Origin of the sequence: Teichococcus globiformis (assembly GCF_042646265.1) — a bacterium.
GTDB lineage: Bacteria > Pseudomonadota > Alphaproteobacteria > Acetobacterales > Acetobacteraceae > Pseudoroseomonas > Pseudoroseomonas globiformis.
Genome location: NZ_JBHRTN010000007.1, coordinates 401,718 through 424,895 on the forward strand (window position 1 = coordinate 401,718; position 23,178 = coordinate 424,895).

At 60.8% G+C, this 23,178-nt stretch carries 24 protein-coding genes and 3 tRNA genes; 18 read left to right on the forward strand and 9 right to left on the reverse strand.

Features of this window, described 5'->3' with window-relative positions; translation table 11 throughout:
* Window positions 1-36 precede the first annotated feature (36 nt).
* The 7 genes from scpB to ACFOD4_RS07135 all read left to right on the forward strand — a co-directional run bounded on the left by scpB (window position 37) and on the right by ACFOD4_RS07135 (window position 3,930).
* On the forward strand, window positions 37-594 hold the full coding sequence (gene scpB / locus ACFOD4_RS07105) for an SMC-Scp complex subunit ScpB (protein ID WP_379595231.1): 558 nt from the start codon (window positions 37-39) through the stop codon (window positions 592-594).
* 158 nt (window positions 595-752) lie between these two features.
* Window positions 753-1,238, forward strand: a complete 486-nt coding sequence (gene tatB, locus ACFOD4_RS07110) for a Sec-independent protein translocase protein TatB (RefSeq protein ID WP_379595232.1) — start codon at window positions 753-755, stop codon at window positions 1,236-1,238.
* A 48-nt stretch (window positions 1,239-1,286) separates the two neighbouring features.
* Window positions 1,287-2,039 (forward strand): twin-arginine translocase subunit TatC, encoded by a 753-nt coding sequence (tatC, locus tag ACFOD4_RS07115; RefSeq protein WP_379595278.1) that lies wholly within the window; start codon window positions 1,287-1,289, stop codon window positions 2,037-2,039.
* A gap of 9 nt (window positions 2,040-2,048) precedes the next feature.
* Entirely contained in the window at window positions 2,049-3,326 is a 1,278-nt protein-coding gene (serS, locus tag ACFOD4_RS07120; protein ID WP_379595233.1) for a serine--tRNA ligase, read from the forward strand.
* A gap of 67 nt (window positions 3,327-3,393) precedes the next feature.
* Window positions 3,394-3,467 (forward strand) — tRNA-Pro (locus ACFOD4_RS07125).
* A gap of 48 nt (window positions 3,468-3,515) precedes the next feature.
* Window positions 3,516-3,839 carry an ETC complex I subunit gene (locus ACFOD4_RS07130; RefSeq protein WP_379595234.1) on the forward strand — a complete coding sequence of 108 codons (324 nt, stop codon included), beginning with the start codon at window positions 3,516-3,518 and terminating at the stop codon, window positions 3,837-3,839.
* A 14-nt stretch (window positions 3,840-3,853) separates the two neighbouring features.
* Window positions 3,854-3,930, forward strand: a tRNA-Arg gene (locus tag ACFOD4_RS07135).
* 8 nt (window positions 3,931-3,938) lie between these two features.
* On the opposite strand, the gene ACFOD4_RS07140 is transcribed toward ACFOD4_RS07135, so the two are convergent.
* On the reverse strand, window positions 3,939-4,676 hold the full coding sequence (locus ACFOD4_RS07140) for an endonuclease/exonuclease/phosphatase family protein (RefSeq protein ID WP_379595235.1): 738 nt from the start codon (window positions 4,674-4,676) through the stop codon (window positions 3,939-3,941).
* The gene (locus ACFOD4_RS07145) at window positions 4,673-6,865 is read right to left on the reverse strand and encodes a VTT domain-containing protein (protein ID WP_379595236.1); all 2,193 of its coding nucleotides are present in this window, start codon (window positions 6,863-6,865) and stop codon (window positions 4,673-4,675) included. The genes ACFOD4_RS07140 and ACFOD4_RS07145 overlap by 4 nt, the downstream gene beginning before the upstream one ends.
* A gap of 402 nt (window positions 6,866-7,267) precedes the next feature.
* On the opposite strand from ACFOD4_RS07145, the gene trpS reads away from it, so the two are divergent.
* Complete coding sequence (trpS, locus tag ACFOD4_RS07150) at window positions 7,268-8,269, forward strand: tryptophan--tRNA ligase (protein ID WP_379595237.1); 1,002 nt, start codon at window positions 7,268-7,270, stop codon at window positions 8,267-8,269.
* 21 nt (window positions 8,270-8,290) lie between these two features.
* Here trpS and ACFOD4_RS07155 read toward each other — a convergent pair whose 3' ends face one another.
* Together ACFOD4_RS07155 and ACFOD4_RS07160 are read right to left on the reverse strand one after the other, a co-directional pair.
* The gene (locus ACFOD4_RS07155; RefSeq protein ID WP_379595238.1) at window positions 8,291-8,986 is read right to left on the reverse strand and encodes a DsbA family oxidoreductase; all 696 of its coding nucleotides are present in this window, start codon (window positions 8,984-8,986) and stop codon (window positions 8,291-8,293) included.
* 44 nt (window positions 8,987-9,030) lie between these two features.
* Window positions 9,031-9,120 (reverse strand) — tRNA-Ser (locus ACFOD4_RS07160).
* 86 nt (window positions 9,121-9,206) lie between these two features.
* Between ACFOD4_RS07160 and ACFOD4_RS07165 the strand changes: the two genes are divergently transcribed.
* From ACFOD4_RS07165 to mazG, 10 genes are all read left to right on the forward strand, one after another.
* Window positions 9,207-10,214 (forward strand): lipid A deacylase LpxR family protein, encoded by a 1,008-nt coding sequence (locus ACFOD4_RS07165; RefSeq protein ID WP_379595239.1) that lies wholly within the window; start codon window positions 9,207-9,209, stop codon window positions 10,212-10,214.
* 153 nt (window positions 10,215-10,367) lie between these two features.
* Window positions 10,368-11,261 carry a lytic murein transglycosylase gene (locus tag ACFOD4_RS07170; RefSeq protein WP_379595240.1) on the forward strand — a complete coding sequence of 298 codons (894 nt, stop codon included), beginning with the start codon at window positions 10,368-10,370 and terminating at the stop codon, window positions 11,259-11,261.
* Window positions 11,258-12,160, forward strand: a complete 903-nt coding sequence (locus ACFOD4_RS07175) for a septal ring lytic transglycosylase RlpA family protein (protein WP_379595241.1) — start codon at window positions 11,258-11,260, stop codon at window positions 12,158-12,160. Before ACFOD4_RS07170 ends, ACFOD4_RS07175 begins: the two co-directional genes overlap by 4 nt.
* Before the next feature lie 24 nt (window positions 12,161-12,184).
* Window positions 12,185-13,390, forward strand: a complete 1,206-nt coding sequence (locus ACFOD4_RS07180) for a D-alanyl-D-alanine carboxypeptidase family protein (protein WP_379595242.1) — start codon at window positions 12,185-12,187, stop codon at window positions 13,388-13,390.
* Window positions 13,391-13,394: 4 nt separating this feature from the next.
* A complete protein-coding gene (gene tmk, locus ACFOD4_RS07185; protein WP_379595243.1) occupies window positions 13,395-14,024 on the forward strand; it encodes a dTMP kinase in 630 nt (209 codons plus the stop codon).
* Window positions 14,024-15,025: a DNA polymerase III subunit delta' gene (locus ACFOD4_RS07190; RefSeq protein ID WP_379595244.1), complete on the forward strand. Its 1,002-nt coding sequence runs from the start codon at window positions 14,024-14,026 to the stop codon at window positions 15,023-15,025. The genes tmk and ACFOD4_RS07190 overlap by 1 nt, the downstream gene beginning before the upstream one ends.
* An 11-nt stretch (window positions 15,026-15,036) precedes the next feature.
* Window positions 15,037-16,575 carry a methionine--tRNA ligase gene (metG, locus tag ACFOD4_RS07195; RefSeq protein ID WP_379595245.1) on the forward strand — a complete coding sequence of 513 codons (1,539 nt, stop codon included), beginning with the start codon at window positions 15,037-15,039 and terminating at the stop codon, window positions 16,573-16,575.
* A complete protein-coding gene (locus ACFOD4_RS07200) occupies window positions 16,575-17,345 on the forward strand; it encodes a TatD family hydrolase (protein WP_379595246.1) in 771 nt (256 codons plus the stop codon). The genes metG and ACFOD4_RS07200 overlap by 1 nt, the downstream gene beginning before the upstream one ends.
* Before the next feature lie 5 nt (window positions 17,346-17,350).
* On the forward strand, window positions 17,351-18,136 hold the full coding sequence (locus tag ACFOD4_RS07205; RefSeq protein WP_379595279.1) for an MBL fold metallo-hydrolase: 786 nt from the start codon (window positions 17,351-17,353) through the stop codon (window positions 18,134-18,136).
* A gap of 47 nt (window positions 18,137-18,183) precedes the next feature.
* Window positions 18,184-18,975 carry a nucleoside triphosphate pyrophosphohydrolase gene (mazG, locus tag ACFOD4_RS07210; protein WP_379595247.1) on the forward strand — a complete coding sequence of 264 codons (792 nt, stop codon included), beginning with the start codon at window positions 18,184-18,186 and terminating at the stop codon, window positions 18,973-18,975.
* Window positions 18,976-18,983: 8 nt separating this feature from the next.
* On the opposite strand, the gene ACFOD4_RS07215 is transcribed toward mazG, so the two are convergent.
* The 5 genes from ACFOD4_RS07215 to ACFOD4_RS07235 form a co-directional block, all read right to left on the reverse strand.
* Window positions 18,984-19,814 carry an inositol monophosphatase family protein gene (locus ACFOD4_RS07215; protein ID WP_379595248.1) on the reverse strand — a complete coding sequence of 277 codons (831 nt, stop codon included), beginning with the start codon at window positions 19,812-19,814 and terminating at the stop codon, window positions 18,984-18,986.
* A 16-nt stretch (window positions 19,815-19,830) separates the two neighbouring features.
* The gene (gene hflX / locus ACFOD4_RS07220; RefSeq protein WP_379595249.1) at window positions 19,831-21,150 is read right to left on the reverse strand and encodes a GTPase HflX; all 1,320 of its coding nucleotides are present in this window, start codon (window positions 21,148-21,150) and stop codon (window positions 19,831-19,833) included.
* A gap of 7 nt (window positions 21,151-21,157) precedes the next feature.
* Window positions 21,158-21,499 carry an RNA chaperone Hfq gene (gene hfq / locus ACFOD4_RS07225; protein ID WP_379595250.1) on the reverse strand — a complete coding sequence of 114 codons (342 nt, stop codon included), beginning with the start codon at window positions 21,497-21,499 and terminating at the stop codon, window positions 21,158-21,160.
* Window positions 21,500-21,615: 116 nt separating this feature from the next.
* The gene (locus tag ACFOD4_RS07230) at window positions 21,616-22,281 is read right to left on the reverse strand and encodes an HAD family hydrolase (RefSeq protein ID WP_379595251.1); all 666 of its coding nucleotides are present in this window, start codon (window positions 22,279-22,281) and stop codon (window positions 21,616-21,618) included.
* The gene (locus tag ACFOD4_RS07235) at window positions 22,278-23,150 is read right to left on the reverse strand and encodes a D-amino-acid transaminase (protein ID WP_379595252.1); all 873 of its coding nucleotides are present in this window, start codon (window positions 23,148-23,150) and stop codon (window positions 22,278-22,280) included. Before ACFOD4_RS07235 ends, ACFOD4_RS07230 begins: the two co-directional genes overlap by 4 nt.
* Window positions 23,151-23,178: the final 28 nt, after the last annotated feature.

The window sequence follows — 23,178 nt, forward strand, 5'->3', positions numbered from 1 at the left end:
CCCCAGCACCAGGGGGGCAAAGACGACTTCTCCAGCATGCCTCAGGATCCCGCTGGTCTGGCAGGGTTGGAACATGCGCTACGTGTGGCAGAGGCCCTGGTCTTTGCTTCCGATCGACCTGTGGAAGCAGAGCGTCTTCAGGCGCTTCTACCGGAAGGCTTACGCGCGGATGCCGTGCTGACCCTGCTGGCAGCGCGCTACGCTGGGCGCGGTGTGGAATTGACCGAGATCGCTGGCGGCTACGCCTTCAGAACGGCCAGCGATCTTGCACCGCTGCTCACGAAAGTTGTGGAAGTGCCGCGTAAGCTGCCGCGAGTTGCGATGGAGGCACTGGCCATCATTGCCTACCATCAGCCCGTCACCCGCTCGGAGATTGAGGAAATCCGTGGAGCCAGCCTTTCCCAGGCGGCGCTCGAAAGCTTGTTGGAACATGGCTTGGTAGCGCCTAGAGGCCGCAAGGAGGTGCCCGGTCGACCGACGCTTTGGGCGACAACCCCACGCTTCCTGGAGCAGTTCGGCCTGCGCGTCCTGAGCGACTTGCCGCGCCGCGAAGAGTTGCTGGCCGGCGAGGCTCAACCGCTGGCGCGGGAGTGAGCAGGATCCCATAGGCGATTGCATCAGGTCATTCGTTTTCCTGTCCGGGCATTCCTAGAATGAGGGGACTGGGCAACGGGATATGCCTGGGCCGGATTGGCGTGGTCCGCCGTTCCTGCTAACGGAAACGGCCCCGCCCGGGGGATGATGGGAAGCACATGTTCGATTTCGCATGGTCCGAATTGGCCCTGATTGCTGTGGTGGCGATCGTGGTGATCGGTCCGAAGGATCTGCCGGACGCCATCCGGAAGGTTGCCAAAGGCATCCAGAAGTTGCGTCGCATGGCCTCCGAGTTTCAATCGCACGCCGACGAACTCGTGCGGGAGGCGAAGCTCGAGGATGTGCGGGACCAGATCCGCGACATCCGCAACTTCGATCTGCGAAGCACCATCGAGCGAAATCTGGATGCCGATGGCGATATCCGCCGGACTTTCAGCGAGGATCCTCTGAAGGAAGGTTGGAAGCCGGACACTTCGCCCAAGCCACAGGTGCCCGGCGATGATGCCAGTGCGCCGAGCAACGTCGCGAAGGATGAGGCGCCTGCTTTTGTGCCGCCGGATGTTGCCAAGCCATCTGGCGACCAGCTTTCGGATGCCCATGGAGCAGGCGGTGATGCCGCCAAGCCCCTAACCTCGAACCCCTGAGTACCATCCGTGGCCAAAGAGCAGGAAGATACGATCGACGACAAGCCGATGCCCCTGATCGAGCATCTGCTGGAGCTCCGCACGAGGCTCCTGTGGTCGATCGGAGCGTTCATCGTGGCTTTTGGGCTTTGCTACTACTTCTCGGCACAGATCTACGGCTTCCTGGCTCGTCCCTTGGCAGACATCCTGCAGGAGCAGAGCGGCGGCGAGCGGCGCATGATCTTCACGGCGCTCTACGAGGCATTCTTCACCTACCTGAAGGTAGCCTTTTTCGGCGCCACCTTCCTGAGCTTCCCCATGTGGGCGACGCAGCTCTGGCTGTTCATTGCACCTGGCTTGTACCGGAGTGAAAAACGGGCGCTCCTGCCGTTCCTGCTGGCATCTCCTGTTCTGTTCATTCTGGGAGCAGCGCTCGCCTACTATTTCATCTTCCCACTGGCCTGGAAGTTCTTCATTTCTTTTGAGACTCCACCTGGAGGGGGCGTCCTTCCGGTGCAGCTCGAGGCGAAGGTCAGCGAGTACCTGAGCCTCGTCATGCACATGATCCTGGCGTTCGGCGTTGCGTTTCAGTTGCCGGTTGCGCTCACGCTGATGGCAAAGGTGGGCATTGTGACGGTTGACGGGCTGAAGAAAGCCCGGCGTTACGCGATCGTCGGAATGTTCGTGGTCGCTGCCATCATCACTCCACCGGATGTCATCAGCCAAGTCGGCTTGGCTATCCCGTTGATCGTGCTCTACGAGCTGTCGATCCTGGCGGCCGGATGGGTGACCCCCAAGCGCGACGAAGACGATAAGGGTTGATCTTCCAGCATGCATGACGTTCGCACCGTTCGTGCCGATCCGGCGGCCTTTGATGCTGCCATGGCGCGCCGAGGCCTGCCTCCCGTGGCGAAGGAGATCCTGAGTCACGACAATGCCCGCCGGGCTGCGCAGACTTCGGCACAGGATGTGCAGGCTCGCCGCAACCAGATCTCGAAGGAGATCGGTCAGGTCAAGCGGCAGGGCGGCGCCAGCGGTGAGCTGGAGGCCGAGGCGGTGGCCCTGCGGACACGAATGGAGAAGCTGGAGCACGAGGCCAGTGCCGCGGAAAGGGCCCAGAACGTTCTTCTTGAAGCCTTGCCGAACGTCCTGCAGGCGGAAGTTCCAGACGGGCGGGATGAAGCCGACAACGTGGTGCTGCACCAGCAAGGCGAGCCCCGCGACCTGGGATTTCCGGAGAAGCAGCATTTCGAGCTGGGCGAGTCTTGGGGGTTGATGGACTTCGGAGCCGCGGCCAAGCTCGCTGGAGCACGTTTCACCGTTCTGAAGGGGCAGTTGGCCAGATTGGAACGCGCATTGGCGCAGTACATGCTGTCCCTTCATGTGGACGAGCATGGCTTTACCGAAACATCCATCCCACTGCTGGTCAACGATGCGACGATGTACGGCACCGGTCAGTTGCCGAAATTCGAGGAAGATCTGTTCCGCACCACCGACGGCCGGTGGCTAATTCCAACTGCGGAGGTTCCTCTGACCAACATGGCTGCGGGTGAGATCCTGCCCGAAGACCGGTTGCCATGGAGAATGGCGTCACTGTCTCCATGCTTTCGGTCAGAAGCGGGCAGTGCGGGTCGAGATACGCGCGGCATGTTGCGGCAGCACCAGTTCAACAAGGTTGAAATGGTGGTCGTCACTACGCCGGAAACGTCCGAGCAGGAGCATCAGCAGATGACGGCCTGCGCGGAGCGCGTGCTGACCGAGCTCGGGCTGGTCTGGAGGCGTGTTCTGCTGTGCGCCGGCGATACCGGCTTCGCATCCACCAAGACCTATGACCTTGAGGTATGGCTTCCCGGCCAAAAGGCTTGGCGCGAGATCTCATCCTGTTCCAACTGTGGTGACTTCCAGGCACGGCGGATGGGTGCTCGTTTCAGGCCTGTCGGCGGGAAAGGTACGTCCTTCCTGCATACGCTCAACGGCTCGGGAGTGGCAGTCGGGCGGGCTTTGATCGCCGTTCTGGAGACCCATCAGCAACAGGACGGCTCGGTTCTGGTACCGCAGGTGCTGGCTCCATGGATGGGTAGCATCACCTGCATCGGGGCTCCGAGCTAAGAAGGATGCCTGGGGCACCGCGAGCTAGGTTGCGCTACGGTGCTGTTGCCCATATTTTGCGGGCAGTCGGGGCGTAGCGCAGCCTGGTAGCGCATCTGCTTTGGGAGCAGAGGGCCGGAGGTTCGAATCCTCTCGCCCCGATATTCCGCCAAGGCGCCGAGCGCCGGAACTCGCCAGTGAGGGCCCCTCATGAGCCGCCATCGCGCCATTGCCCGCATCTCGATGCCACCCCGTTCCGCCATGCAGTCGGGCAAGGCTAAGAGTGGTCGGTGGATCCTGACGTTTACGCCGTCGGAGGCGAAGACCATCGATCCGTTGACCGGATGGTCGGGCTCGGGCGACATGCAGTCTCAGCTGCGCTTGAGCTTTTCTAGCCAAGAAGCTGCCGAGGCGTATGCTCGCGCAAACGGTATCCGTTATGAAGTGGAGCCCGCACCCGCAGGATCGGTCATCAAGCCGAAGTCGTACGCCGATAATTTTCGCTATGGGCGTAGCGAGAATTGGACCCACTGATTGTTGTTCCCAAGGCGCCCTTAGCTCAACTGGACAGAGCAACCGGCTTCTACCCGGTTGGTTGGGGGTTCGAGTCCCTCAGGGCGCGCCATCTCAGGCTTAGGGAGTAAAGTCCGCGTCGACCAGTTCCCGCCCTGTACAGGCTGTTGGTGCGGCGTGCATGTTCAACTCTGCTATGACCGGCAGGTGATCCGAGGCTTGCCAAGCGCTGGTATCGCGCCAGCTCGAACCCAGCAGGCTGGCCGGCCGGCAGAAAATTTCGTCAAGTCTCAGAACAGGGCAGCGTGACGGAAAGGTGCGGTGAGCGGTCCGTGCCGGAAAGACCTGGGACAAGGCCTTCCAGACCGGACCGCGCCAAGTCCATTCGTTCAGATCTCCCAGCAGCGTCACAGGGCCTTCTGTGTTGCGCGCCAGGTTCTTCAGCTTCGCGGCCTGCATGCGTCTCTCGTGGTGCTTCAGGCCAAGATGGGCCGCGATGACGTTGAGACCTCCGTGAGGCGTTCTGACACGGGCGAAGATTGCTGTTCTAGGCTCGCGGCCCTTCATTGAAAGATCATGCAGAGCGTAATCTTCGAACGGCCAGCGACTGAGCAGCATGTGCCCATAAGCACCATCGGCACCAATGATCGTTTCTGCCACGGCGGTGCCACCGCCGATCTGCGACTGGAGCAGAGTGAATGGGGAGGGCGCAGCACCGAGCGCACGACCATCCACCTCTTGTACTGCCAGAATGTCTGGGCGGTGCCGCCGGATAAAGCCCAGAATACGATCCAGGTCGCGGCGTCCATCCATGCCGATGCCTGCATGGATGTTCCAGGTCATCACGCGGATGATCAATTCTGCGCCTCCGCTGTCCCAGCATTCCGCCGGCGCAGCCATCCCACCAGGAGCTGTAGCCCGTATGACAGGCCCATCCAGGCAGCGAGCACCAGCAGCAACGCCATGAGTTCCGACGGCGACGGGTCCGAGATCATGCGCAGCAAGCGATCGCCGAGAGCCGTCATCAGTAGAAGTCCCGGGAGCAGGCCTAAGGCTGTTCCAAGCATATAGTCGAGAAGGGGGATCCGGACGGCTCCCGCAACTAGGTTCACGAAGGTAAAGGGCGCGACCGGCATCAGCCGCACCATCGTAACCGCCATGACACCATTGGCAGAGATGGTCCTGCTGATCCGGTTGATTCTTGGTCCGATAAGCCGTCGGAGCACCACTGGCCCGATCCGCCGCCCGACTAAGTAGGTCAGAAAGGCGCTGACCATGGCACCAACAGCGGCGTATGCCACACCCGGCCAGAGGCCAAATGCAGCGGCAGTTGCAACAATCAACACGTTCAAGGGGAAGGCCAGGAACCCTAGGACCATGAATAGCCCCAGCGCCATAGCCGGTCCCCAGGCCCCTTTTGCCGATTGGAGGGAATTGCTGACAACCTCGGGATTCATGAACGCCGAAAGCGGTGTGTACTGCCACACAAGGGCAAACAGCACGATAGGTAGAAGAAGAAGGCCAATTCTGGTCAGCAGTGGCATCGCGCTGTGGACTCCATGGCCCGGGTTGAAATCTGCGAGCAGCATGGTGGCGCCGAGCGGTCGGGGCGGATCTGCGACCACTTCGATCTGTGTGAGCGCCTCGCCCTGCTCTAAGGCTCCATCCTGGATAGGCAGCAGCCGCCGCCGGCCTTTCCCTAGCCCATCCAACGACTTGATCAGGGAACTTCGCTCGATCGAGGAAGCGATCTGATCGACGGTGCAGCCCAGATGTTCAGCCAGAAGACGGTTTCGGATATTTCGAATGCCATGCCGCGTTGCTTCATCTGTGGCCTCAATCACCAGGTCGCATTCGCTATCGGTTCCCATCGATCGACGGCAAAGATTGGCTGAACCGACACGCAGAATTCGATCATCGACGACCATGAGCTTGGCGTGAACCATGACATCCGCCTTGGCCTCCGCCCTTCCACCGACTTGAGGGAAAACAAGGCGAACGCGGTCGTTGACACCATGATCCTTGAGGATTTGCATGAAGCGGATGCGTCCCGCCAGCATGCTACGGTGTTCCAACCAAGTATGATGGGTACGAGGCCCTACGATAATGACTTGCAATGCAGGGCGCTTGAGAAGACGGCGAGCCAGAGAGCTTGCTAAGCCAGAGTGGGTTAGGAATTGATTTTCAATGTAAATTTCCCTCTCGGCAGCCCCTATCATATCCTCGAAGAGGCGCTCGACTTCGCGGATAACGGGGGCATCGCCTGCCGAAGCAGCGGTTCGGGCTATTCCGATCGAAACATTGTGGAAGTCCGGCTCAACACAGCTGGGCCATAGGCTTTCTCCCACAGAAGGTTTGTGCAGGGAGAGTTCCTCACAGGCGCTGCGCTGCCACCGCATTGAAAAGACTTCGCCCAGAGCATTGGCAGCTTCACCTTCCACCATCATTTGGATGTCGTGAAATGGCGGATAAGCCTCATCCCGATGATCCACGCGGAACGGATGTACCGGCTTGTGCTCTGGCGTATCCCATCGGCGTATGGTCAGGTCCAGCCCACCGGCAAAGGCTAGGCTGTTATCAATCACAGCAATCTTCTGGTGATGAGAAGCTCCGAAGGGAGTCTCATCATCGAGGCACAGTTCGATCTGACGCGGCGTATTCCAATGGAGTTTCAAAGCCGGCAGTAGTTCCCGCTCCAGCGCATAAAGCACTGAATAATCCCAGAGCAGAAGTTTGATGCGAAGCTCAGGGCGCTTTTGAACAAGGGCTGTCAAGAAAGGTCCCAGATGGACCGGCAAGCCATCGTCCACCTTACCACTAGGACCAACCAACGGCGTCCGACTGTCTATATCCCATCCTGCAATAACAATGGTTTCTTGGGCGTTTTTGCAACTGTCGCGGAAAGCTTTGTAATAAGCAGCTGCATCCACCAGTACCGCGGCACGATCTGCCTTGCAGATCTTCCAAACGTTTTGACCCGGCCGCAGCAATACACCAGAGGCGTTGCTAGCATCGTCGTGGTTGGGAGCGCGGGTATCTGTGATCAAGTGGTCCATATCCATGCTGCAACGCCGCAGCTGCATGAAGGTGTCACATGCGGAAAGATGCGATGTCATTATGGATTGAGGGCGGGTTAGGCGGGCCGATCAGCTTATGAAACTGCTTTACATCATCGGTAGGGAGGAGGTTCACAGGCATCCAGCCGCTGCGCCGTTGGACCCCTTTGAGGTAGCCAGGAGGAGCAAACCAGTCTTCCCCGCAGCCAAGCTATCATCGAATAGGATACTGATGCCCCGGCATCGGCCCTCTTTAAACAGAGGGCTTGGATCTCAAACAGTCGGACGCCCGGCTTCTTCCGAGAACCGCAGACAGGGTAGCGGGTTGACGTCGGCTTGTTGGCGCGGGATCACGCGGCAGCCACAGGGGCAGCTTGGGAGAAGTGTGGGTTGATGCAGCGCGTATTCTCAGGAATCCAGCCCTCTGGCATTCCGACCTTGGGCAACTATCTGGGCGCCATCCGACACTGGGTGCCCATGATGAACACCCATGAATGCATCTATTGCGTGGTTGATCTGCACGCCATTACCCAACCCTTTGATCCCGCGACTCTGGCGGTTCAAACCAGAGAAATGGCGGCAGCCCTGATGGCATGCGGAGTGGCCCCTGAACGGTGCGTCCTTTTCGTGCAAAGCCATGTGCATGCCCACGCGCGCCTTGCCTGGATCTTCAATTGTGTGGCCCGGATCGGCTGGTTGAACCGGATGACCCAATTCAAGGACAAGGCAGGCAAGGATCGGGAGAACGCCGGTGCGGGCCTGTATGTCTACCCTAACCTTATGGCAGCCGACATCCTCGCTTATCATGCCACGCGTGTTCCAGTGGGAGAGGATCAAAAGCAGCACCTCGAACTCGCCAACGACATCGCTCAGAAATTCAACCATGATTTCGGTGAGGAATTTTTCCCGAGCATCGAGCCGATCATCCAGGGTGTGGCGGCGCGGGTCATGTCCCTGCGGGACGGCACCAAGAAGATGTCGAAATCTGACCCCTCCGACCAAGCTCGCATCAACCTGACAGATGATGCCGATACCATCGCCCTGAAGATCCGTAGAGCGAAGACCGATGCCGAACCGCTGCCGTCCGAGCTCGCCGGGCTTGAAGGCCGAGCGGAGGCGAAGAACCTTGTTGGCATCATGGCCTCAATCACTGATCGGCAGCCGCAAGAGGTTCTACGGGAGCATGCCGGCCAGGGTTTCGGAACCTTCAAGGGAGCCTTGACGGACGTCCTGGTTTCGCACCTGGGTCCTATTCAGCAGGAGATGCGCCGCCTTCTTGCGGATCCCGCCGCTGTTGACGCCGGTTTGCGCCTGGGTGCGGAGAAGGCCTCCGCGATCGCGGAGCCCATTGTCTGCCGCGCGGAAAAGCTGGTTGGTTTCCTGCCCCGAAGCTGAAGCGCCAGTTGGGCCGGTTCCTCAGAACTCGGTGCTCTCGGCAATGGCCACGTCCATCAGTCTTTCGAGCACCTCAGGTTCCTGCGCTCCCGCCACGGCATGACCAACACCGCCACCTTGCTGACCGGTGATAACGAAACAGGGAACGCCGTTGATGCCGAGCCTGTGGGCCCGCAGGTTCTCGGAATGTACCGCTTCGGTTTCGCGGCCCTCCAGCAGGAAGCGGTGCACCACCCGCTCTTCCAGACCGCAGCGGGTGCCGATGGACGTCAGGGTCGGCAAGTGCCCGATATCGGCGCCATCGCAAAAATGCGCCGTGAAGAGCGCGTCGACCACTGCGTCCGCCTGGTCCATGTGCTCCGCGAAGCGGACAAGGCGGTGCGCGTCGATGGAAGAGGGGATCTTCTTGATCCTGTCGAAACAGAAGGGAATACCCTCGGAGCGGCCGAGCTCCGTCATGGTGGCATGGAGTCGCCGCGCACGCTCTTCCCCGCCGAACTTACGCGCCAGATGGTCCTGACGACTGGCTCCGCCCGAGCCGAGCTCGGGATGGAGGAGAAATGGTCTCCATCGGATATGAGCATGGATATCGCTGCGGCGCGTCAATGCTCGGCGCAGCCGCCGCGTGCCGAGAAAGCACCACGGGCATACGAGGTCAAAAACGACCTCCACCTCCAGGTGATGGCGGGAGGGGGATAGAAGGTTCACAGGATTCATTTAGGCCCGCCGGCACGTCATTGCATCTGTTCCGTGGTGCCGGTTGGCGGATGGGGTGGGATTCGAACCCACGATAGAGTTACCCCTATGGCGGTTTTCAAGACCGCTGCCTTAAACCACTCGGCCACCCATCCGGAACTCTGGCTTGTCAGCAACCGCCTCACTGACAAACGTCCCGTTCCGAGCGGCGTTAGCTCGTGTAGCGCCAAAAGGAAAGTGCATGTCGCTTCGATTGATCATTCTCGCGGGGTGCTTCGCCACCGTCTCATGGTCGGGTGCAACAAGTCAGGAGATCAACCCGGCAGCACCAACGCCGGATCCCAAGGGCACCTTCTCTTTCTCCATCGAGAACGACATGTTTGGTGGCAGCGACCGCTACTACACCAACGGTTTTCTGTTTGCGTATCGCTCACCCTCCACCGACCTGCCGCGCCCGCTTGAGCGGCTGGACGATCATCTCAACTGGGCACTCGGCGCTGGTAATCTCCGCTGGGGCTTGGCTTTCGGCCAGAGCCTCTACACACCGCAAGATACCCAGACCAGTCAGCCTGATCTACGAGACCGGCCCTATGCCGCCTATCTCTACGGAGCATTGTCCATTTCCAGAACGACGCCCACAACTTCCAACTTGCTGGAGTTGCAGGCTGGCGTGATTGGCCCGTCTGCCCTGGGTGAGTTCGTGCAGAACAACTACCACGACCTCATCAACATCCCCCAAACGAATGGCTGGAACTCCCAGCTGAAGGATGAGCCGGCCCTCACCGCCTTGTACGAGCGAAAGTGGCGCATTCCTCTCCCGCATCTTGCGGGTCAGCAAGCCGAAATCATTCCCTCAGCGACGCTTAGCCTTGGCAATGTGCAAACCTATGCCGGTGTTGGCGGTGTGTTCCGCTTCGGGCAGGGACTCGATGCCGATTTCGGACCTCCACGGATCAGACCTGCTTTGGCCGGATCGACCTGGATTCAGCCAGAACAGGAGTTTGGCTGGTACATCTTCGCGGGCCTCGATGGTCGTGCCATGGCGCGGGATGTCTTTCTGGATGGCAATACTTGGCGGGAAAGTCGAAGCGTCGATAAGCGCATCCTGGTCGGAGATGCCCAGGCGGGGGTGGCCGTACTCTGGCGGGGGATGCGCTTCGCCTATACCCAGGTTTGGCGGAGTGAGGAGTTTTACGGGCAGAAGGGGCTCCAGAGCTTCGGCTCCTTGAACGTGTCGGTTCGGTTTTGATCTGTGCTCTCGCTTATCGTTGGGCCTGTTCGAAGGCGGTTGCAGCCGGAGAAGTGGCATGGCACCTCTCGGGTCATGCTCAACCGACGTTCCCTTATTTCGCGATTCGCGATCCTGCCGCTGGGGTTCGCGGGGCAGGCGCAAGCTGCTTCCGTGAGCTTTCAGGCGTTTCTGGATGGAGTAGGGGAGGAGGCGCGTCGTAGCGGAGTTTCTAGTGAAACTCTGCGCCGAGCCTTCTCCATAATCCGGCCGAATGAAAAGGTGCTGGAACTGGACCGTCGGCAGCCTGAATTTACCCTCACATGGGAGCAGTACCGTGATGGCCGGCTGTCGGCGCAAAGAATAGATCGGGGCCGGCAGCTCTTCACCGAACATCAGGCGCTGTTGAACGCCATCTGGCAGCGCTATCTAGTTTCGCCGCGGATCATCATGGCGATCTGGGGATTGGAAACGAACTATGGCGGCTTTACGGGCAACTTCAATGTTGTAGAGGCGCTGGCGACTTTGGCCTGGGATGGCCGGCGAAGTGCATTCTTCCGCAAGGAGTTGCTCGCGGCTTTGCGCATCCTGGAACAGCATGACACTTCAGCCGAGCGGATGCGGGGCAGCTATGCCGGTGCCATGGGCAATCCGCAATTCATGCCCACCAGCTTCGAGCGCCTGGCGGTTGATTTCGATGGTGACGGCCGTCGCGACATCTGGGATAGCGTGCCCGACTCTCTAGCTTCCATTGCCAACTACCTGGCCCGCAACGGCTGGCGTGAGGATGAGCGCTGGGGGCGGGAGGTTCTGGTCCCAGGGTCCTTCGATCCGGCCTTGGCGGGACGCTCTACCCGGAAGCCGCTCCAGGATTGGCTGAGGCTGGGCGTGCGGGCCGCCGATGGAACAGACTTGCCGCCGCTGCCCATGGAAGCCTCGGTTCTGCTCCCCGGCGGAGCTGGGGGTCAGGCATTTCTGGTTTACCAGAACTTCCACGCCATCCGCCGGTACAATCCGTCCGACTACTATGCTCTGGTAATCGGGTTGTTGTCCGACAGGGTGGCATGACCGCGAGACGTCGCAAGGCCGGCACTGCGCTGCTGGCTCTTTGGAGCTTGGGGAGCTGTGCCGCGGTGCCGCCGCAGCCGGTCGCCGCACCGGAATACGTGATCGGTGCACCCTACCAAATGGGCAGCGCATGGTCTTACCCAAGGGAGGATTTCGGCCTTACACAGACGGGGCTCGCCGCCGTGACGGCCGATCGCAGGGCCGGCCGGCGCACGGCCAATGGAGAGATCTACGATCCTCGTGCACTGATGGCTGCACATAGAACACTGCAACTTCCGGCCATCCTTTATGTGACCAATCTGGAAAACGGCCTCCGGCTCCGCGTCAGGGTGAACGACCGCGGACCGGCTCAACCGGGCCGCCTTCTGGAGGTGTCTCCGCGTGTGGCGGAACTTCTTGGCATGAGCCCAGGCGGCACGAGCCAGGTGGCGATCGCCATCGATGAGGATGAGTCACGCATCCTGGCGGCAAGCCTGCCGCATCGCGAGCCGAATCAGCTACACATCGCATCCGCGCCACGCGATGTGCTTCAGGGTGAAGTTCTGCCGGATCTGCCCGGGACCCGGACCAAACCTGTGCAACCCCGCTCAGGAGCGCCCTCGCAGAGCTTCTCCACAGTGACTCCAGCAGCAGCGCCGCCGGCCGAGCTGAGCCCTGTTGCCGTTCGGACCGCAGCCCGCCCAGGGCGATTGCTGATCGAGACGGGCCACTTCAACACGCGCGCCGAGGCTCAGCGCCAGGCATCCCGTATCGGCGGCAGGGTAGAGGCAAGCGGCACCGGCAGGCGTGCCGAGTTCCGGGTTCGACTGGGACCGTTCCAGACTGTTTCAGAGGCTGACACAACCCTTGAGACTCTGCTGCGCTCGGGCGTATCCGACGCAAAGATATTGGTGGACTGATTTCGCCCCAAGGGGAGGCTCCGCATGATGATCCGTCGAGAGTTGCTGCTGGGGGCCTTGGCAGGAGGCGTCGCGATCGCGCCGGCCTCGGCGCAACAGCGTCGCGGGAGCGGCCGGCCAGCCGCGGTGCCAAGTGCGCCTCCATCGTCGCCTGCCACCACGCCACTTGGTCCACTGGACACGCAGGCACGGCAGGCCCTTCTCATTGACGCGGCAACCGGCGCGGTCCTCCTGGAGAAGAACGCCGACGAGCGCATGCCGCCCTCGTCCATGTCCAAGCTGATGACGATGTACGTCGTCTTCGACCTGCTCAAGCAAGGCAGGCTCCGGATGGATCAGGAACTCCCCGTCAGTGAAGCTGCATGGCGTATGGGCGGCTCCAAAATGTTTGTGGAGCTCGGCACCAGCATCAACGTCGAGAATCTGGCGCACGGCGTCATCGTGCAATCCGGGAACGATGCCTGCGTCGTGCTGGCTGAGGGGATCAGTGGCAGCGAGCAGCAATTCGCCGAGCTTTTGAATGAATACGGAACCAGGATCGGCCTGCGCGACAGCCACTTCCGGAACGCCACGGGGTGGCCGGATCCCGCGCACCGCATGACCAGCCGTGACCTAGCCACTCTCGCTCAACGCCTGATCATCGACTTCCCGCAGTACTATCCCATCTATAGCCAGCGCTCCTTCACTTGGCATGACATCAGCCAGGAGAACAGGAATCCGTTGCTGGGTCGGGTTTCCGGGGCGGATGGCCTGAAGACCGGCCACACTGAGGATGCCGGCTACGGCCTGACAGGCACGGTGAAGCGAGGCGACCGAAGGCTGATCCTGGTCATCAACGGCCTGTCTTCCATGCGTGCGCGGAGCGAGGAAGCCGAGCGCCTGATTGAGTGGGGATTCCGGGAGTTCGAGAACGTAACTCTTTTCCGCGCCTCGGATACGGTCGAGTCAGCGCCTGTTTACCTCGGTGAACAGCCCACCGTTCCGTTGGTGGGAGGCAAGGATCTGGTGCTGACGTTGCCACGCCAGTGGCGGCGCCACCTTGCGGTTCAGATCCGCTACCAGCAGCCAGTCGCGGCCCCTGTCGTTCGCGGGCAGGAGATCGGTTCCCTGGTGGTGGGCGGGGAGGGGGTGCCATCGATGTCACTGCCTCTTTTCGCGGGCACCGACGTGTCGAAGCTTGGGCTGGTACAGCGCATCCCTGCGCTGCTTGGCCGAATGATCTCCGGCTAAGGCAGTGAAAGGGCGCTTCATTACCCTGGAAGGTGGCGAAGGCGCTGGCAAGACGACGCTTGCGCGCCATCTGGCCATGGCGCTGGGACGCGAAGGGTATCCAGTCCTGCGCACACGCGAGCCCGGAGGCTCGCCTGGCGCTGAAGCTCTCCGCACGCTGCTGCTCCATGGGCAGGTCGATTGGGACGCGGCGACGGCCGCCATGCTGGTGCTTGCGGCGCGCCGGGAACACTGGGGCAAGACCATTGCTCCCGCCCTGGCGGCCGGCGCATGGGTCATTTGCGATCGCTTCTCCGACTCGACGATGGCTTACCAGTGCGCCGGGCAAGGGCTTGATGTCGCGTGGTGGAACAAGATCCGGACCATTGCTATGCCTGACGCCGAGCCTGAGCTGACGGTCATCCTGGATTTGCCGGTCGAGGCCGGACTGGCGCGTGCCGCTGCCAGGAACGCGCCGGACCGCTTTGAAGCTATGGGTTCAGCCTTTCACCAGCGAGTTCGACAAGCGTTCCGTGACCTCGCGGAGCATGAACCGCAACGATGTCTTCTGCTTGACGCCGAGCGATCACCAAGCTGCCTGTTGGTGGATGCTCTAAAGGTGATCCGCGAACGGCTTGTCATGAGGAGTGACTGATGGGAGCCCTGGACCCCCAGGCCAACCACCACCTCTTCGGACATGAGGCGACGGCCAGCAGCTTGGCTGAGGCGGGTGTCACTGGGCATCTGCATCACGCCTGGCTGCTGACCGGGGCGTGGGGCATCGGCAAGGCGACCCTGGCCTTCCGCCTCGCCCGATGGCTGCTGGCCGATCGGCCGGAGGGGCAGGCTCCACTGGAGGTTCCGCCGGATCATCCTGTTTCCCGACGCATCGCTGCGGGCTCGCACAGTGACCTCAGGGTTCTGTCTCCGACAGCGGGAACCGGTGTGAAGCGGATGATCCGCGTCGATGATGTGCGGGCACTCTCCCGTTTCGTTGGGCTGACCGCTGCTGAAGGTGCTTGGCGGATCATCCTGATCGATCAAGTGGAAGCCATGAATGCGGAAGCACAGAACGCACTCCTGAAGACCCTGGAGGAGCCACCACCTGGCGCATTGCTGCTGCTGGTTAGCGCCGCGCCTGACCGCTTATTGCCGACCATCCGCAGCCGTTGCCGGCGCCTGGAACTGTTCCCCTTGAAGAACGGCGAAATGCAGGAGGCGATGAAGTGCTTGGCGCCTGATTTAAGCGAGGAGCAGCGATCCACCCTGGTCCGGATCGGAAGCGGATCGCCCGGCAAGGCGCTTGGCATGGCTGGCGGTGACGGCCTGGCTTTGCACGAGCAGGTCAGCGCCTTTCTGGCCGCTTTGCCCTTTGTCGGCGGTCAGGATCTGCATCAACTCGCGGATATGCTGAGCTCCGGCCGAGATGGAGCCGCTTTCGGCACCTTCATGGCCTTGCTGCGTGACCAGCTTGGCGATGCTCTGCGCCGCTCTGCCAGGGGGCAACCGGCTCCGGCCTTCCTTGGCTCGCGGCCGCTTGCCGATTGGGCTACCCTGTGGGACACCCTGGGCCGATTGGCCACTGAGACCGAGCATCTGAACTTGGACCGCAGGCAAGCGGTGTTGAGCGGTCTCTCGCAACTGGCCTCACGCTGAGGACCATGAGCATGACAAGCGAGCGCCGCACTTATCTCACGACGCCCATCTATTATGTGAACGACAAGCCTCATATCGGGCACGCCTACACCTCCCTGGCGGCTGATGTGATGGCACGCTGGCGCCGCCTGAAGGGCGAGAAAGTGTTCTTTCTGACTGGCACCGACGAGCATGGTCAGAAGGTGGAGAAGGCGGCGGAAGCGCGTGGCGTGGATCCCAAGGCTTTCACCGATGAGGTCAGCGAGGCCTTCCGTGATCTGACGCACCGGATGAACTTCTCGAACGACGCTTTCATCCGCACCACCGAGGAGCGCCACAAGCAAGCCTGTACCGCGCTGTGGAACACATTGAGCGCGAAGGGTGAAATCTACCTCGGCCACTATGAAGGGTGGTACGCCGTTCGCGACGAGGCGTTCTACGGCCCTGATGAGGTCCAGGAGAAGAATGGGCAGAAGATCGCGCCCACCGGGGCGCCAGTCGAGTGGGTGAGGGAGCCGTCCTACTTCTTCCGCTTATCGGCCTGGCAAGACCGACTTCTTGCCTTCTACGAAGCCCATCCTGACTTCATTGCGCCGGCCACCAGGCGCAACGAGGTGATCAGCTTCGTCAAGAGTGGACTGACGGATCTGTCGATTTCACGCACCTCCTTTCGATGGGGTGTTCCGGTGCCGAATGATCCGGACCACGTGATGTATGTGTGGCTGGATGCACTGACCAACTACATCACGGCACTCGGCTATCCTGCTCAGGACCCGGACACATGGTCCTTCTGGCCGGCCGATGTTCACTTCGTCGGCAAGGATATCCTGCGCTTCCACACGGTGTACTGGCCTGCATTCCTGATGGCGGCGGGCTTGCCGACGCCGAAGCGCGTCTTCGCGCATGGCTGGTGGACCAACGAAGGCCAGAAGATCTCAAAATCTCTGGGCAATGTTATTGACCCGCTTGCTCTGGTTGAAGAGTTCGGCCTTGATCCGGTCCGCTTCTTTCTCCTTCGGGAGGTGCCCTTCGGCAACGATGGGGATTTCAGCCGCCGCGCGTTGATTGGTCGGCTCAACAGCGAACTGGCCAATGATCTGGGCAACCTGGCTCAGCGTACATTGGCGCTGCTACAGAAGAATTGTGCAGGGACGTTGCCAGCAGCCGCAAAACCCGATCCGGCAGATGATGACTTTCTGGCTGCGGTTGCTGGCCTCGTGGCTGAAGTGGACGATGCGATCGGGCGACAAGCCTTCCATGAGGCGCTGGAGCGGATCTGGGTGCTGACGCGGCTCGGCAATTCATGGATCGACTCGCAGAAGCCATGGTCCTTGCGGAAGACTGACATGGCTCGGATGGAGACCGTTCTACGGCATCTGCATACCGCGCTACGTACTCTTGCCACGGTGTTGCAGCCCTTCATGCCGGACACTATGCGCCACATGCTGGATCAGCTCGGCGTACCTCAAGAAGCGAGATCTTTGCCTGACCTTGCGGAAGCTTTACCGGCTGGAACTCTCCTGCCACCCCCAACGCCGTTGTTTCAAAAAATTGTCGACGAGCAGCCGTGATGCTGATCGATAGCCACTGCCATCTCGATTACTTCAGCGATGCTGAGCTGCCGGATGTTCTCGAACGGGCGCGTAGTGCTGGAGTCACCCGTTTCGTGACCATCGGCGTTCGGCTGGATCAGGCCAGAGCCGTCAAGGCCATGGCCGAGCGGCATGCTGATGTCTGGGGAACGGTGGGGGTGCATCCGCAGAACGTCGGGGAGGGGCCACTCCCTGCTGTTGAGGAGCTCGTGGCGGCTTCGAATCATCCGCGGATCATTGGGCTGGGCGAGAGCGGCCTCGACTACTTCTATGACAAAGCTCCGGCTGAGGTTCAGCAAGAGGGATTTCGCCGTCATATCGCCGCCGCTCGAGTGACCGGATTGCCTCTCGTGATCCATGCCCGGGATGCGGACGACGATATTGCCCGCATCCTGAGGGAAGAGATGGAAGCCGGCGCCTTTCCCTTTCTGTTGCACTGCTTCAGCTCCGGTGTTGCGCTGGCACAGACGGCACTTGAACTTGGCGGGTACATTTCCTTTTCCGGCATGGTGACTTTCCCAAAGGCGGAAGCGCTGCGAACCATAGCGGCGACAGTGCCGGCAGACCGGCTCCTGGTAGAGACGGATGCCCCTTATTTGGCTCCGACGCCGCATCGCGGGAAGCGCAACGAACCCGCCTTCGTAAAGCTGACTGCGGCAAGACTGGCCGAGCTGCGAGCCGTCACCCTGGAGGAACTGGCGACGCAAACCAGCCGGAATTTCGTGACGTTGTTCCGCCAAGCGCAGTGATGGGACTGAAGGTCACGGTGCTGGGCTGCGGAGGTTCCGCTGGTGTACCGACGCTCGGTGGGCAGGATGGGCGCGGGGATTGGGGGCACTGTGACCCGGGCCAGCCCCTTAATCGGCGCACACGGTCTTCAATCCTGATCGATGGTGAGCACGGGGGACGATTGCTGGTCGATGCCGGACCCGATCTGCGCGCCCAGCTTCTTCGGAATGGCGTTGGGCGGATCGATGCCTTGTTTATCACCCACGCGCATGCAGACCATGTCATGGGGCTAGACGAGGTCCGCCCGCTGAACCGAGCCTTGGGCGCGGCCATACCTGTTTACGCGACGTCCGATACCATGGACGCCCTGAAGGTCCGCTTCGATTATATCTTCCGATCGCCCACACCACCGGTCTTCTTCAGGCCGGCCCTGACGCCGCACATCATCCATCCGGGTGAGGTGGTGGAAATGGCGGGCATGGAGGTGACCCTGTTCCGCCAAGATCATAAGGTCATGGAAACCATCGGCCTTCGTCTCGGTAGCTTTGCTTACTCGACCGATGTTGTAGCAATGCCGGCGGAGAGCATGTCCGTTCTTCAAGGGGTGGACACTTGGATCGTTGGATGCTTCCAACGGCACCCGCATGCCGTTCACGCCCATCTGGACCTTGTGCAGCAATGGAGGCGGCATCTTCAGCCGCGCCGTACCATCCTGACGCACATGGGACAGGACCTAGACTGGGATTGGATGAGCAGAAACCTGCCTGACGGACTAGAAGCAGCTTACGACGGGATGGTACTTGAACTTTAGATTTACATAATCTTCCTTATACGATTTATGCGGATGGCGAGGGATCGATGACCACCGACGACATAGCCGACCCCCTGCGGCGTTTGGTTGCCATCATGGGACGGCTGCGGCAACCAGATGGATGTCCCTGGGATCAAGTCCAAACCTTCCAATCCATTGCCCCCTACACCATCGAAGAAGCCTACGAGGTCGCCGACGCCATTATCCATCAGGATGCTGCATCATTGCGGGATGAACTGGGGGATCTGCTGCTGCAGGTTGTCTACCATTCCAGGATAGCGCAAGAAGATGGGCTCTTCACCTTCGACGATGTTGCGTCTTCGATTGCCGAGAAGATGGTAAGGCGCCACCCTCATGTTTTTGCCAGTGCAGACGCGCGGAACGTGGATGAACAAAACCGTGCCTGGGAAGATCAAAAGGTTCAGGAGCGGGCACAGAGACAGGAGCATCAAGTGCTGGCTGGCGTGGCGACTGCCCTGCCCGGCCTGACTCGGGCTACAAAGCTGACACGGCGGGCTGCGCGGGTAGGGTTTGACTGGCCCGATGTCGCAGCGGTGTTCCATAAGCTTACAGAAGAAACTGAGGAACTTCAGGCCGAGCTGCCGCTAGGAGCGCCGGAAAGGCTGGCCGATGAAATGGGCGACCTTCTTTTCGTTGTAGCCAATTTGGCACGAAAGCTGGACCTCGATCCTGAGGCGTGCTTGCGTCAGGCCAATGCGAAGTTCGAAAGGCGTTTTAACGGCATCGAAGCCCTGGCCTCCCGACGTGGCAGCACCTTGAGCGAGCTTTCTCTGCCTGAGATGGAAGAGCTCTGGTCAGAGGTAAAGCGCGGCGAGTAGCTGGATCCTCAATCCAGAAGCGCTGTTCGTACGGCATCCCAACTGCTGCGATCAGGCGCAACGATCAAGCCACCGGAAACATGCTCCGGGCGATACTCGCTGCCGTCAAAGCGCGCGCTGTAACCACCCGCCTCCCGGTGCAGTAACCAACCGGGCAGATGATCCCACGGCATCAGACGGTGGTATACGAGGATATGGGATCCTCCACCGGCAACGAGCCGATACTCATGCGCGGCGCAGCGGAACTGCATGCCGCCCCTGAACCGCGTCATACGATGCGCCACACGGCTGCGGATTGGTTCAGCCATGTAGGTCCACGAGATGCTGGCCAGCATTTCGGAAACAGGCGCTGGGGATGCAACCTGGAGGTCCGACCTCTGCCCACATGGCGTCTCGATCCATGCGCCTTTTCCCCGGATGGCCATTGCCGTATCATCGCCCATGGGATCATAGATCCACGCGGCGATCACTTCACCCCCCTGAACGGCTGCGGCCATGCTGCCGAAGAGTGGCACTCCTGCGGCGAAGTTCGCGGTGCCGTCCACAGGATCCACAAAGAAGACCAAGTCGGACTTGCTCCAGCTTTGCAGGAGAGCCGGATCAGCGGCACAGCTTTCCTCGCCAACGACTACGCATCCAGGAAAGAAGCGACGCAGTTCCGCAGTGATGCGACGCTCAGCCGCTTCATCGGCATCGGTCACAAGGTCTGTAGGGCTGCTCTTGAACCGGACCGCGTCGGCGCGCAGGCGCCGGAACCGGGGCCGGATCTCTGCCATGGCTGCATCTCGCAGAATACGGGCGACAACTGCCATGTGCTGATCAGTAAACGGTTGGGTCATGCTGGGATCTCAGGCGCTATCGCTGCTCAAAGCGAGCTCGATCGGCCGGCGACAAGCGGACCGTAAGAGAGATGCCGTCGGGCCCATCATGCCGGGACAGAACTTCTCCATGCTCGTAGAGCCAGGCCATTCGCGCTCCATCATCTACCGCAATGGCATAGTCAACGACCTGCATCCCAGCTGCCAACTTGGAATCCAGGGTGGAGCGAAGTCGCTCCAGCCCCTCACCTGTCAGCGCGGACACCGCAATGGTAGCGGCTGTGTCCGCTCCGGCCACTTCCGCTGTACCGCCGATCAGATCGGCCTTGTTCAGCACCTCGACAGTGCGGGTCGGCCAGTCCGTATCCAGCGACGCCTGTGGGCCGGATGTCATCTCCTCCAGCACCGCTATGACGTCGGAGCGTTGGGCGGCGCTGTCTGGGTGCGCCACGTCACGCACATGCATGATGATATCTGCGGCAGAAACTTCCTCAAGCGTCGCGCGAAATGCCTCGATCAATTGGGTTGGCAGGTCACTGATGAACCCGACCGTATCCGACAAGATGATCGTGCGGCCGCTCGGCAAGCGAATGGCACGCATTGTGGGGTCAAGCGTAGCGAAGAGCTGATCCTGGGCGTACACGCCCGCTCCCGTTAGAGCATTGAACAGCGTTGACTTTCCGGCATTGGTGTAGCCCACAAGTGCGACCACCGGAAATGGCACGCGAGATCGCGCAGAGCGATGCAAGCCACGAGTACGGCGAACCTGGTCCAGCTCACGTTTGAGCTTAACGATCCTATCGCCGATCAGGCGCCGATCGATTTCGATCTGACTTTCGCCAGGGCCGCCCAGAAAGCCGAAACCACCTCTCTGACGTTCAAGGTGCGTCCATGAGCGGACCAGTCTTGTCCGTTGGTATTCAAGATGGGCAAGTTCGACCTGCAGCGCACCTTCGCGCGTCCGGGCGCGCTCGCCGAAGATTTCGAGAATCAGGCCAGTGCGGTCGATGACCTTGCACCGCCAAGCGCGTTCGAGATTTCGCTGCTGCACTGGCGTGAGGGCTGCGTCCACAACAACCACGCTGATCTGATGCTCTTCGATAGCCGCTGCGGCCATCTCGACCTGCCCTGTGCCGAGCAGGGTCGAAGGCCGTCGCGCACGCACAGGATAGGCCGCGCTGTGCACGATGGTCAGGCCGATCGACGCAGCTAGGCCTACCGCCTCAGCAAGCCGCGCTTCCGCGGCGCGCGGGGTAGAACGGGCATCGGGAAAGACGCGGAGATTTTCCGCCTCCGCCACTCGGGCGGGACGATCATGCGGCAGCAAAACTGCGGCAAGCGTGGGCTTGCCGTTCATGTCGCTGTTATTGGTCGGAGGTGCCGACAGGATTAACCTCACGTTGCAATGTCATTGTTCCTTCACGTGCCACCGAGCCCGTGGCTGGCGCCGCTGATCCCGCAGGCTGTCCTGCCGCTGCGGCGTCGAACAGCATGATCGGGGCGCCAGGCATGACCGTGCTGATCGCATGCTTGTAGACCAGCTGCGTATGGCCGTCGCGACGCAAAAGAACAGAAAAATTATCGAACCAGGTAATAATGCCTTGGAGCTTCACGCCGTTGACCAAAAAAATGGTCACAGGCGTCTTGCTCTTCCGGACATGGTTCAGGAACACGTCCTGAACATTCTGGGACTTCTCGGCGGCCATGGGCTCGGGTCCTTCTTTTTCTTGGCGAGCCGAAGCGTTGTCTTTAGCGCATAGACGCGGATCATACACAGGGCTACGCCCCCGTGAGCAGGATGCTCACCGGTTCGAGCGCAACATCATGCAATCGGGGGGGACTTGGCAAGTCCGAGCAGGAAGTTTGCCAGTTCATGAGCATCATTGAAAGCAAGGTCCGGCTGCAATGCAGCCACTCCCCCGTCATGCTCCGCCCCACCCACCAGAACAGAGGTGCAACCGGCCGAGTTGGCGGCCCGGATGTCAACGCCAGTGTCGCCCACAAACCAGATTCGTTTGCCAGCCTGATGTGAAACGGCCTCAAGAGCCAGGAGGATTGGGGCTGCCGATGGCTTATCGGCCTCTGCGTCGCCGGCGCCGACCACAGCAGCAAATCGACTTTGCCATCCAAGGTGGGCAACCTCCGCTCGCAGAATGGCGCCCTGCTTGTTTGACACGATGCAGAGCGGAACATGCCTGCATGCTTCCAGGGCCTCCATCACTCCGGGAAGAGGCATCAAGCCATCAAGGTGACGATCTCGGACCGCGGCATAGAAGACATCCCGGGCCTCCTCCCACTGCGATCCAAAGATTGTTGGGAAGGAGTCACGAAGCGACAAACGGGCGCGGTCACGCACTTCTTGAAGCGTCCATTCCGGCTTATCGAAGTGCCGCAAAGCAGCGTTCATGCCGGCCTGTACGCCCATCCAAGCGTCAACCAGGGTGTTATCCCAGTCCCATAGAATCACCTCAGGGCAATGGCGGTTCATGCCTTGTTGGCCAAACCACCCTGAACATGCCGGGCAAACAGATCGAAGAGCAAACGGCTGATGGGGCCGGGCGCACCTTCTCCCACATCCTTGTGGTCGATGCGCAGGATCGGCTTCACAAAGGACGTGGCTGAGGTCAGAAACGCTTCGCGCGCGCGCGACAGCTCATCAAGATTGAAGGCACGTTCGTCGAATGGGATACCTGCCTCATTGAGCTCTGCCATGAGGGCATCCCTCGTGCAGCCTGGCAGAATATCATGCGACAAGGCGCGTGTGCGGAGGCGACCGGCTTCGTCAACGATCCAGAAGCTTGTGGCAGCCCCCTCCGTTACCATTCCGGTCTGGGGTTCATATAGAATGGCCTCTATGGCGCCCTGCTCTCGAGCTGCCTGGCGGGCCAGCACGTTCGGCAAGAGGTTGATGCTCTTGATGTCACGCCGGGCCCACCGATGGTCAGGCGCCGTGATCGCTGAGCCTCCCCAGCCATCGATGGAGGCTGGATAAGGGCGAATGCGCCGCACAGTGACGACCAGCGCAGGAGGCGGGGGACTTGCAGGGAAAGAATGCTCACGCCGGGCAACACCACGGGTCACCTGCATATAGAGCAGGCCTTCCGCCACCCTGTTGCGACGGGCCACTTCCTGCAGGATGGCCAGCAACGCAAGTCGCGGCACTGGCATAGGAAGCTTTATCTCCTTGAGCGAACGCTCCAGCCGATCCAGGTGCCGCTTCTCGTCCACAAGACGATTCTTGTACAGGTGAACAACCTCGTAGATGCCGTCTCCGAACTGATAACCCCGGTCCTCGATGTTCACGCTGGCATGTCGTTGCGGCAGGTAGCGGCCATTGACATAGGCGATTCGAGACATGCCCCATTTGATCCTGGACAGAGGTTGA

Excerpts from the sequence above, each read along its gene's own strand:
- scpB (WP_379595231.1), top strand. The coding sequence starts at position 37 with ATGCCTCAGGATCCCGCTGGTCTGGCAGGGTTGGAACATGCGCTACGT.
- tatB (WP_379595232.1), top strand. The coding sequence starts at position 753 with ATGTTCGATTTCGCATGGTCCGAATTGGCCCTGATTGCTGTGGTGGCG.
- tatC (WP_379595278.1), top strand. The coding sequence starts at position 1,287 with ATGCCCCTGATCGAGCATCTGCTGGAGCTCCGCACGAGGCTCCTGTGG.
- serS (WP_379595233.1), top strand. The coding sequence starts at position 2,049 with ATGCATGACGTTCGCACCGTTCGTGCCGATCCGGCGGCCTTTGATGCT.
- ACFOD4_RS07130 (WP_379595234.1), top strand. The coding sequence starts at position 3,516 with ATGAGCCGCCATCGCGCCATTGCCCGCATCTCGATGCCACCCCGTTCC.
- trpS (WP_379595237.1), top strand. The coding sequence starts at position 7,268 with ATGCAGCGCGTATTCTCAGGAATCCAGCCCTCTGGCATTCCGACCTTG.
- ACFOD4_RS07155 (WP_379595238.1), bottom strand. The coding sequence starts at position 8,986 with ATGAATCCTGTGAACCTTCTATCCCCCTCCCGCCATCACCTGGAGGTG.
- ACFOD4_RS07165 (WP_379595239.1), top strand. The coding sequence starts at position 9,207 with ATGTCGCTTCGATTGATCATTCTCGCGGGGTGCTTCGCCACCGTCTCA.
- ACFOD4_RS07175 (WP_379595241.1), top strand. The coding sequence starts at position 11,258 with ATGACCGCGAGACGTCGCAAGGCCGGCACTGCGCTGCTGGCTCTTTGG.
- ACFOD4_RS07180 (WP_379595242.1), top strand. The coding sequence starts at position 12,185 with ATGATGATCCGTCGAGAGTTGCTGCTGGGGGCCTTGGCAGGAGGCGTC.
- ACFOD4_RS07190 (WP_379595244.1), top strand. The coding sequence starts at position 14,024 with ATGGGAGCCCTGGACCCCCAGGCCAACCACCACCTCTTCGGACATGAG.
- metG (WP_379595245.1), top strand. The coding sequence starts at position 15,037 with ATGACAAGCGAGCGCCGCACTTATCTCACGACGCCCATCTATTATGTG.
- ACFOD4_RS07200 (WP_379595246.1), top strand. The coding sequence starts at position 16,575 with ATGCTGATCGATAGCCACTGCCATCTCGATTACTTCAGCGATGCTGAG.
- mazG (WP_379595247.1), top strand. The coding sequence starts at position 18,184 with ATGACCACCGACGACATAGCCGACCCCCTGCGGCGTTTGGTTGCCATC.
- ACFOD4_RS07215 (WP_379595248.1), bottom strand. The coding sequence starts at position 19,814 with ATGACCCAACCGTTTACTGATCAGCACATGGCAGTTGTCGCCCGTATT.
- hflX (WP_379595249.1), bottom strand. The coding sequence starts at position 21,150 with ATGAACGGCAAGCCCACGCTTGCCGCAGTTTTGCTGCCGCATGATCGT.
- hfq (WP_379595250.1), bottom strand. The coding sequence starts at position 21,499 with ATGGCCGCCGAGAAGTCCCAGAATGTTCAGGACGTGTTCCTGAACCAT.
- ACFOD4_RS07230 (WP_379595251.1), bottom strand. The coding sequence starts at position 22,281 with ATGAACCGCCATTGCCCTGAGGTGATTCTATGGGACTGGGATAACACC.
- ACFOD4_RS07235 (WP_379595252.1), bottom strand. The coding sequence starts at position 23,150 with ATGTCTCGAATCGCCTATGTCAATGGCCGCTACCTGCCGCAACGACAT.